The following is an 8,029-nucleotide window of genomic DNA, read 5'->3' as shown; positions in this document are numbered from 1 at the left end:
AATATTGAGAGTAAACGCCTTTCTCAACGAGTTTACAAGCAATATTTGCCAACTTCGCCATCGGCTACACCTTCGCCTTCATGCAATCGCCCTGGGTGTCTTCCTCTTCCTCCTTGCTGACGCTGGCCGAAATGGCGATGATGGCCACCCGCGCCAGGCCGGGCAGGGCGCGGATGCGCCGGGTCGCCTCCAGCCCGTCCATCACCGGCATGACGATGTCCATCAAGACCACGTCGGGGGCGTTGGCGGCGGCCCGCTGCACCCCTTCCAGGCCGTTCTCGGCCAGCTCGACGTCGAAGCCCAGCGTGTCGAGCAATTCCTTGAGCATGTCGCGGTTGGCGGCGATGTCGTCGACCACCAGCACCCGTTTGCGCGCGCCCTGGTAGGCGACGACCATGCGCCGCTCGCCGGCCGGCGCCACCTCCATCGCGCTTTGGCCGACGTGGATTTCGAAGAAGAAGGCGCTGCCGGCGCCCAGTTCGCTGCGCACGCCGATGTCGCTGTCCATCAGGCGCACCAGTTGCCGGCTGATCGACAGGCCCAGCCCGGTGCCGCCGAATTTGCGCTGGGTGTCGCCGACCTGCTCGAATGGCTGGAAGATGTGGCCCAGCTGGCCCGGGTTCATGCCGACGCCGGTGTCCTCGACGTCGAAGCGCAGCCGCACCCGGTCGCCCGCCTCGCTGCCGCCCGAGGCCAGCAGCCGGACCTCGCCGGCGTCGGTGAACTTGACGGCGTTGCCCAGCAGGTTCAGCAGGATCTGGCGCAGCCGCTTTTCGTCGATCAGCACGGTGTGCGGCAGTTGCGCGTCGCCCTGGAAGACGAAGCGCAGGTGTTTTTGCTCGGCCTTGACGCGGATGATGTTGACGATGCCGGCCAGGAAGGCCGCCAGGTTGACCGGCTCGGGCACTAGCTCGAACTTGCCGGCCTCGATTTTCGCCAGGTCGAGCAGGTCGGTGATCAGCATCAGCAGGTGCTCGCCGCTTTGCTGGATGGTGTTCAGGCCGACCGCCTGGCGCTCGCTCAGGCCCTTGTCGCGCTTGAGGATCTGGGCGTAGCCGAGCACCGCGTTGAGCGGCGTGCGCAGTTCGTGCGTCATGCTGGCCAGGAAGGTGCTCTTGGCCTGGTTGGCGACGTCGGCGCGCTCCTTGGCCAGTTGCAGCTCGGCGGTGCGCTCGCGCACCAGCTCCTCCAGGTGTTCGCGGTGGCGCTGCAGTTCGCGTTCGGTCAGCGCGCGGTGCTGGATGTCGGCCTCGAGCATGCGGTTCTTGCTTTCGATTTCGGAAAACAGCGCCTGCAACGCCTGGCGCGTGTGCTCCAGGCTGCCGCCCAGGCTGCCCAGCTCGTCCTTTTGCTGCCAGACGAAGGGCGTCGACAGGTCGCGCTCGGCCAGCCGGCCCGATTCGTGCATCAGCCGCTTGATGGGTATCAGCACGCGCCGCTGCAGCAGCGTGACGATCAGCACCACGCTGAACAGCAGCTGGCCGAGCACGGTCCAGACCACGCCCCAGCGGTCGTTGGCCACTTCGCCGTCGAGCTGGCCGCTGTCCATGGTCAGGCTGATGTCGCCGATCTGCTTGCCCTCGTGCAGCACCGGCTTGTCGAGTTTGAACTGGCGGCCCTTGCGCCGCTCCGGATAATATTTCGACAGGAATTCGCGCTGTTTGCCGTCGCGCACGGTGATGGCGACGACGCGGGTGTCGCCCAGCAGCGATTCGAGCAGCGGCAGGCCGCCCTCGGGATTGATGTTCCACAGCGGTTCCTGCATGCCCAGCGAGAGGATGTCGGCGGCGCGCGCGTGGTTGCTTTCGCTGCGCAGGATCAGCGCCCGCTCGCGCTGGCCCAGCGTCAGCACGCTGCTGATCGAGACCGGGATCAGCAGCCCGATGACGACCGTGAGGACGATGGATGAGCGCAGTCTGAGGTGCATCTAATGTCGCTCCTTGCGGGTGCCGCGGCGTGGCCGCGTGATTCTGGACCGGCCCGATTACCTGGCGCCGGCGGGTTCCTTGCCTTCCAACTGCTGGAAATACGCGTTCTCGATCTTGGCGATGTCGAGCCCTTGCAGCGCGGCGTCGAACGCTTGCCGCAGCTTCAGCCCGGCCGGGGTGCGCTGGAAGCACACGTGCAGCGTCAACTGCGCCAGCGTCTGCTCGTGGAAGGCGATCCGCGCGCGCCCCTTGCGCACGTCCGGGTCGGCCAGCATCAGGTAACGCAGCACGGCCTGGTCGACGACGGCCGCGCGCACCCGCCCGGCCAGCAGTTTTTTCAGATTGAAGCTGTCGGCCGGCGAGGTGTCGGTGCGCAGCTTGCCTTGTTTGACCAGCGCGTCGAACGCGTCGCCGTTCGAGTAGCCGGCCACCACGCCGATGGTCAGGCCGCTCAGCTCGGCCGCGCTGCGAAAATGCAGCGGCGCGTCCTTCAGGTAGGCCAGGCCGATGGTGCTCTGTCCCATCGGCGCGGAAAAATAGCATTGCCGGGCCCGCTCCTCGGTGTAATAGGCCGGGAAGTAGCCGGCGAAATGGCGCTCTTCGAGGCCGACCCGCATCGCCCGGCTCCACGGGAAGTACTCGATGTCGAGGTGATAGTTGAACCGCGCGGCGGCGGCGGCGGCCACCGCGCCGGACAGGCCGCCGCGCTCCAGGCCCGGGCCGACGTAGGGCAGCCATTCCAGGCTGGCCAGGCGCAGCGTCGGCTGCGCCGGCGGCGCGGACCGGGCCGCGCCCGGCAGGCAGCACAACACGGCGCCCAGCAGCAGGCACGGCAGCGCCGGCAGGGACGAACGCGGCGTTCGAAACACTGTCATGTTGCACTCCTGCTCACTGGCGATGGCTGGCGCCGCGTCGTCTTAGCGTCCTTTTCCGGCTAAAACTGCATGCGCGAAAAATAGTGTACCCCAGGCAAGGCTGGAAGGGAATGAAAGTACGACGATGGGGCGACAGCGGCCGCGGTTGTTGCGCGGCTGGCCTCAGCGGCCGAAGTCGCGCAGGCGCAGGCGCAGCATGTCGTAGCGCCGGTCGAGGTCGCGGTGCAGGTAGCCGTTGTCGCGCGTCATGGCGTTGTTGTCGTTGACCAGGCGGTTGAATTCGCTCAGCAGGTTCTTGCGGGCGTCGGCGCCCAGGTCGGAGCGGTCCAGCGCGGTGCGGATGTCGTGGATGCGCCGGTTGTTCGAGCGGATGTTGTCGTCGTTCGAAGACAGCTGCGAGCGCAGGTTGGCGATTTGGCTTTCCATCGCGTAAATTTCGGCGCCGCGCCGGTACTCGCCGTGGAAGTCCCGCTGCAGGTTCGGCGGGCAGGCCGCGACGTTGTCGGCGCGCCCGGCGCGGCCCTCTTGGAAGGCGCTCTCCGGTTGGCAGTAGTTCAGCAGACCCTTGCTGCGCCCGGCGTGGTAGCGCTCGAAGTCGGTTTGCACGCCGTACTCGGCGCAGGCCTTGGCGTGCTTGTCGAGTTCGGCGCTGGGCAGGCCCTTGATGCCGTCGTAGAAGCCGATCTGCCGCCAGTCGCCGCCCAGGCACTGGTCTTTGCTCAGGCTGGCGCAACCACCCAGCGCAAGCGCGCCGGCGAGGAGGAGGGGGAGGTGGAGCAGGCGCATTGGCATCCCGGAAAGGTGGCGAAGTGGCAGGGTGGCGAAATTCTATCACGCGGGCGTGGGCGGCTTCGGCGCTGAATAGGCAACACCACCGGCGCCACCCCGCGGGCGGACGCTCGGGGTCTGGCCGCGGCCGTGTGCCCCCGGTTTGGATTCGGCGTTGCCGGCCCGCTGACTTATCCGCGCTGGGGGCGAAGCCTGGGTGTATATTGCCGGCCAACTGAACCATTGCGGACCGCACCATGTCACCTGCTATCTTGTTTTCCTGCGTATTCGGCTATGCCGCGCTGCTGCTGGGCGTGGCGTGGCTGACCTCGCGCAACGCCACCAACCAGAGCTTCTTCATCGGCAACCGCAGCAGCAACTGGATGCTGGTCGCCTTCGGCATGGTCGGCACCACCCTCAGCGGCGTCACCTTCGTCAGCGTGCCCGGCGCGGTCGGGCGCGACGGCTTCGGCTACCTGCAACTGGTGCTCGGCTACGTGATCGGCTACGCCGTGGTGGCCGGCGTGCTGCTGCCGCTGTATTACCGGCTGCGCCTGACCTCGATCTACCACTACCTCGACCTGCGCCTGGGCCGGCGCGCCGGCCAGAGCGGCGCCGCCTTCTTCATCCTGTCGCGCACGCTGGGCGCGAGCGCGCGCCTGTACCTGGTCGTCAATATCCTGCAGGCCTGCATCCTCGACAGCCTGGGCGTGCCGTTCTGGCTCAGCAGCGCGGCGATCCTGCTGATGATCCTGCTCTACACCTACGAGGGCGGCGTCAAGACCATCGTCTGGACCGACACGCTGCAGACCGCCGCCATGCTGCTGGGCCTGCTCGCCTGCGTCGTCTTCCTGCTCAACGCGATGGACCTGTCGGTGGCCGCGAGCCTGCGCCGGATGGAGGCGCGCGGCCTGACCCGCGTCGTCACCGGCGCCGTCGACAGCCCCGCGTACTTTTGGAAGCAGGTGCTCGCCGGCGTCTTCATCGTCATCGCGATGACCGGCCTGGACCAGGAGATGATGCAAAAGACCATCTCGGTGAAGACCCTGGCCGAGTCGAAAAAGAACCTGCTCAGCCTGGCCGCGATCCTGGTCGGCGTGCTGTCGCTGTTCCTGTTCCTGGGCGGCTTGCTGTACCTGTACGCGCCGCTGGTCGGCGTCGGCGCCGTCGGCGACCAGATTTTCCCGGCGGTGGTACTCGGCCACATGCCGGCGGCGCTGCAACTGGTGTTTTTCGTCGCGCTGGTCTCGGCGCTGTTCCCCAGCGCCGACGGCGCCATCACGGCGCTGACGTCGAGCTTTTGCATCGACATCCTCGGCTTGCCGCGGCGCGGCTGGACGCAGGCGCGCCAGACCAGCTGGCGCCACCGCGTGCACCTGGGCTTCGCCGCGCTGTTCCTGTTGCTGCTGATGGGATTCAAGTGGATCGGCAGCGCCAGCATGATAGGCGTGATCTTGAAGTTGGCCGGCTACACCTACGGTCCCTTGCTGGGTCTGTTCGCCTTCGGCCTGCTGACGCGCCGCAACGTCGCCGCGCCGCGGGTGGTGCCGGCCACGCTGGCCGGGCCGCTGCTGTGCGCCTTCCTTGAGCGCTATCAAGAACAGCTGTTCGGCAGCTATCGGCTGGGATTGGAATTGCTTATCATTAACGGATTGCTGGTGTTCGGCGCGCTGTTATTGATGTCGGCGCCGGAAACCGAACCGGCCACCGTCCTGTCTAATTGAACGCGCTGTGCTGTATATTCGGTCTACAGTAAATAATATGCAACTTCATCCCAGTTAACCTACCTGCCGGAGTATCGATGTCCCTGAATCCCTTCCCCCCCTTGGGCCGCGGCCTGCGGTTTGTCTGGCGCACGCTCGACGCGACGCGCCGCTTCGTGTTCAACCTGCTATTCCTGGCGATACTCGCCGGCGTGGCCTACGCGTTTTTCGGCGGCGGCCTGCAAGCGCTCGCGCCCAAGACCACGCTGGTGCTGGACCTGCAGGGCCAGTTGCTTGAACAGCACAGCGGCAGCGTGCGCGACACGTTGTGGTCGAACGTCCAGGGCGACGAGAAGAAAGCGGTGCAGCTGCGCGACGTGCTGACGGTGCTCGACGCCGCCGGCAAGGACCCGGCCATCAGCGGCGCCGTGATCGTGCTCGACGACTTGCAGGGCGGCGGCCTGGCCTCGCTGCGCGAAGTGGGCGCGGCGCTGGACCGCTTCCGCGCCACCGGCAAGCATGTCACCGCCTGGGGCTCCGGCTACAACCAGCGCCAGTACCTGGTCGCCGCCCACGCCAACGAGGTGCTGATGCATCCGATGGGCGGGGTCTTGCTGGACGGTTTCGGCCGCTACCGCAACTACTACCGCGACGCGCTCGACAAGGTCGGCGTCACCGTCAACCTGCTCAAGGTCGGCACCTATAAAAGCTTCGCCGAGCCGTACGTGTCGAACGGGCCGTCGGCCGCCGCCACCGAAGCGGAGAGCTCCCTCAACAACGCGCTGTGGAGCGCCTACACCGGCGAAGTGGAACAGGCCCGCAAGCTGCCGCAGGGCGCGCTGATGAAGGACATCAACGATTTGCCGGCGCTGATGAGCGCCGCCGGCGGCGACATGGCCAAGGTGGCGCTGTCGGCCAAGCTGGTCGACGGTTTGAAAACCCGCGACGAGGTGCGCCGCCTGATGATGGCGCGCGGCGCCGCCGAAGCCGACGGCAAGTCCTTCCGCCAGGTCTCGTTCCACGACTACCTGGCGCGCCAGCATCCGAAGCTGTTGGGCGACGCCGTCGGCGTGGTCGTCGCCTCCGGCGAGATCAGCGACGGCGAAGAGGGCCCCGGCGCGATCGGCGGCCTGTCCACCTCCAAATTGATCCGCCAGGCGCGCGAAGACGACAGCATCAAGGCGCTGGTGCTGCGGGTCGACTCGCCCGGCGGCAGCGCCTTCGGCTCCGAGCTGATCCGGCGCGAGCTGGAACTCACGCGCGCCGCCGGCAAGCCGGTGGTGGTGTCGATGGGCAGCGTGGCGGCGTCCGGCGGCTACTGGATCTCGATGGCGTCCGACGAGGTGATCGCCGACGCCAGCACGGTGACCGGCTCGATCGGCGTGTTCGCCATCGTGCCGACCGCCGACAAGGTGATCGACAAGCTGGGCATCCACACGGCCGGCACCACCACCACCTGGCTGGGCGACGCCAGCAATCCGCTGCGTCCGCTCGACCCGCGCTTCGCCCAGGTGATCCAGGGTAGCATCAACCACATCTACGCCGACTTCACCGGCAAGGTCGCGCAGGCGCGCAAGAGCACGCCGGAGAAAATCGACGCGGTCGCGCAGGGCCGGGTCTGGACCGGCGCGCAGGCCAAGGAGCGCGGCCTGGTCGACACCGTCGGCCGCTACGGCGACGCGCTGGCGTCGGCCGCCCGGCGCGCCAAGCTCAAGGGCGGCTACCGGGTCGCCTACATCGAGCGCGACATCTCCAAGTTCGACCGCGTGCTCGGCCTGTTCGCCGGCTCGGCGGTGCGCGCGCTGGGCCTGGACGAGCAAGTCAAGCTGGGCCTGACGGCCGGCACCGGCCTGCCGCCGGGCGCCGCGCTGGGCATCGCGCACGACCTGCGCTGGCTCTCCAACGTCGGCGTCGAGCGCAAACCGTTCGCCGCGCTGACGCACTGCCTGTGCGGCTCGCCGTGATGGTAGAGTAGCCGTTCCGATATTCACAACAAACCGGACTCGTCCGGTTTGTCGCATTTTGAAAGGCAGACAGTGACTGACAAACCAGCTGCAATACAGATCCGGGCATGCAAGGGCGGCGACGAGACGGCGCTGGCGCTGGTGGGCCAGGCGACGTTCCTGGAGGCGTTCGCCGGCATCCTCGACGGCGCCGACATCATCGCCCACTGCGCGCGCCAGCACGACGTCGGCCTGTACCGCGCCTGGCTGGCCGAGCCGGCGATGCGGCTGTGGCTGGCCGACGCCATGCCGGGCGGCGCCCCGGTCGGCTACCTGGTGCTCAGCCCGTCCACCTTGGCGGTGGCCGCGCCGCGCGCCGACGACCTTGAGATCAAGCGCGTCTACCTGCTGCACCGCTTCCACGGCCAGCGCATCGGCAAACGCCTGATGGACGCGGCGCTGGCGCACGCGCGCGAGCGGGGCGCGCGCCGGGTGCTGCTGGGCGTGTACGCGGAAAACCACGACGCGCTGGCGTTCTACCGGCGCTGCGGCTTCGAGCAGGTCGGCACGCGCACCTTCCGCGTCGGCGCCACCGACTACCACGACGCCATCCTCGGCCTGGAATGGTAGACTTCCCCGGCAACCTATCGTAGGTCCGATGAGGCACGCGTCATCCGACGCCGAGCCGCCGACGACGCCAGTCGGGTTACGCGCTGTGCGCTAACCCGACCTTCTATGATGAATTCCAAGTCAACTGGTTTTTCGCAAATTTATCCTATCCCTTGTTTCGGTATCGGCGGGGTCAAGGGCGG

General features: G+C 67.5%; 6 protein-coding genes. 3 read left to right on the top strand and 3 right to left on the bottom strand.

Features of this window, described 5'->3' with window-relative positions; translation table 11 throughout:
• Positions 1-64: 64 nt before the first annotated feature.
• From ACFDR9_RS26100 to ACFDR9_RS26090, 3 genes are all read right to left on the bottom strand, one after another.
• A complete protein-coding gene (locus ACFDR9_RS26100) occupies positions 65-1,927 on the bottom strand; it encodes an ATP-binding protein (RefSeq protein ID WP_409032856.1) in 1,863 nt (620 codons plus the stop codon).
• Positions 1,928-1,984: 57 nt separating this feature from the next.
• The gene (locus ACFDR9_RS26095) at positions 1,985-2,803 is read right to left on the bottom strand and encodes a substrate-binding periplasmic protein (RefSeq protein ID WP_409032855.1); all 819 of its coding nucleotides are present in this window, start codon (positions 2,801-2,803) and stop codon (positions 1,985-1,987) included.
• Positions 2,804-2,965: 162 nt separating this feature from the next.
• Entirely contained in the window at positions 2,966-3,589 is a 624-nt protein-coding gene (locus ACFDR9_RS26090) for a DUF2799 domain-containing protein (RefSeq protein ID WP_409032854.1), read from the bottom strand.
• A gap of 239 nt (positions 3,590-3,828) precedes the next feature.
• Between ACFDR9_RS26090 and ACFDR9_RS26085 the strand changes: the two genes are divergently transcribed.
• From ACFDR9_RS26085 to ACFDR9_RS26075, 3 genes are all read left to right on the top strand, one after another.
• Positions 3,829-5,295, top strand: coding sequence for a sodium:solute symporter (locus tag ACFDR9_RS26085; RefSeq protein ID WP_409032853.1), 1,467 nt, complete (start codon positions 3,829-3,831; stop codon positions 5,293-5,295).
• 77 nt (positions 5,296-5,372) lie between these two features.
• Positions 5,373-7,238, top strand: coding sequence for a signal peptide peptidase SppA (gene sppA / locus ACFDR9_RS26080; RefSeq protein WP_409032852.1), 1,866 nt, complete (start codon positions 5,373-5,375; stop codon positions 7,236-7,238).
• A gap of 72 nt (positions 7,239-7,310) precedes the next feature.
• Positions 7,311-7,847 (top strand): GNAT family N-acetyltransferase, encoded by a 537-nt coding sequence (locus ACFDR9_RS26075; protein ID WP_017874785.1) that lies wholly within the window; start codon positions 7,311-7,313, stop codon positions 7,845-7,847.
• Positions 7,848-8,029: the final 182 nt, after the last annotated feature.

It is taken from the genome of Janthinobacterium sp. CG_23.3 (assembly GCF_046115965.1).
In the GTDB taxonomy this organism is placed as follows: domain Bacteria; phylum Pseudomonadota; class Gammaproteobacteria; order Burkholderiales; family Burkholderiaceae_D; genus Janthinobacterium.
This window is presented reverse-complemented; position numbering and strand designations above follow the sequence as displayed.

Bases quoted from the DNA above. Each gene is read 5' to 3' on its own strand.
- ACFDR9_RS26100 (WP_409032856.1), bottom strand. From the start codon at position 1,927: ATGCACCTCAGACTGCGCTCATCCATCGTCCTCACGGTCGTCATCGGG.
- ACFDR9_RS26095 (WP_409032855.1), bottom strand. From the start codon at position 2,803: ATGACAGTGTTTCGAACGCCGCGTTCGTCCCTGCCGGCGCTGCCGTGC.
- ACFDR9_RS26090 (WP_409032854.1), bottom strand. From the start codon at position 3,589: ATGCGCCTGCTCCACCTCCCCCTCCTCCTCGCCGGCGCGCTTGCGCTG.
- ACFDR9_RS26085 (WP_409032853.1), top strand. From the start codon at position 3,829: ATGTCACCTGCTATCTTGTTTTCCTGCGTATTCGGCTATGCCGCGCTG.
- sppA (WP_409032852.1), top strand. From the start codon at position 5,373: ATGTCCCTGAATCCCTTCCCCCCCTTGGGCCGCGGCCTGCGGTTTGTC.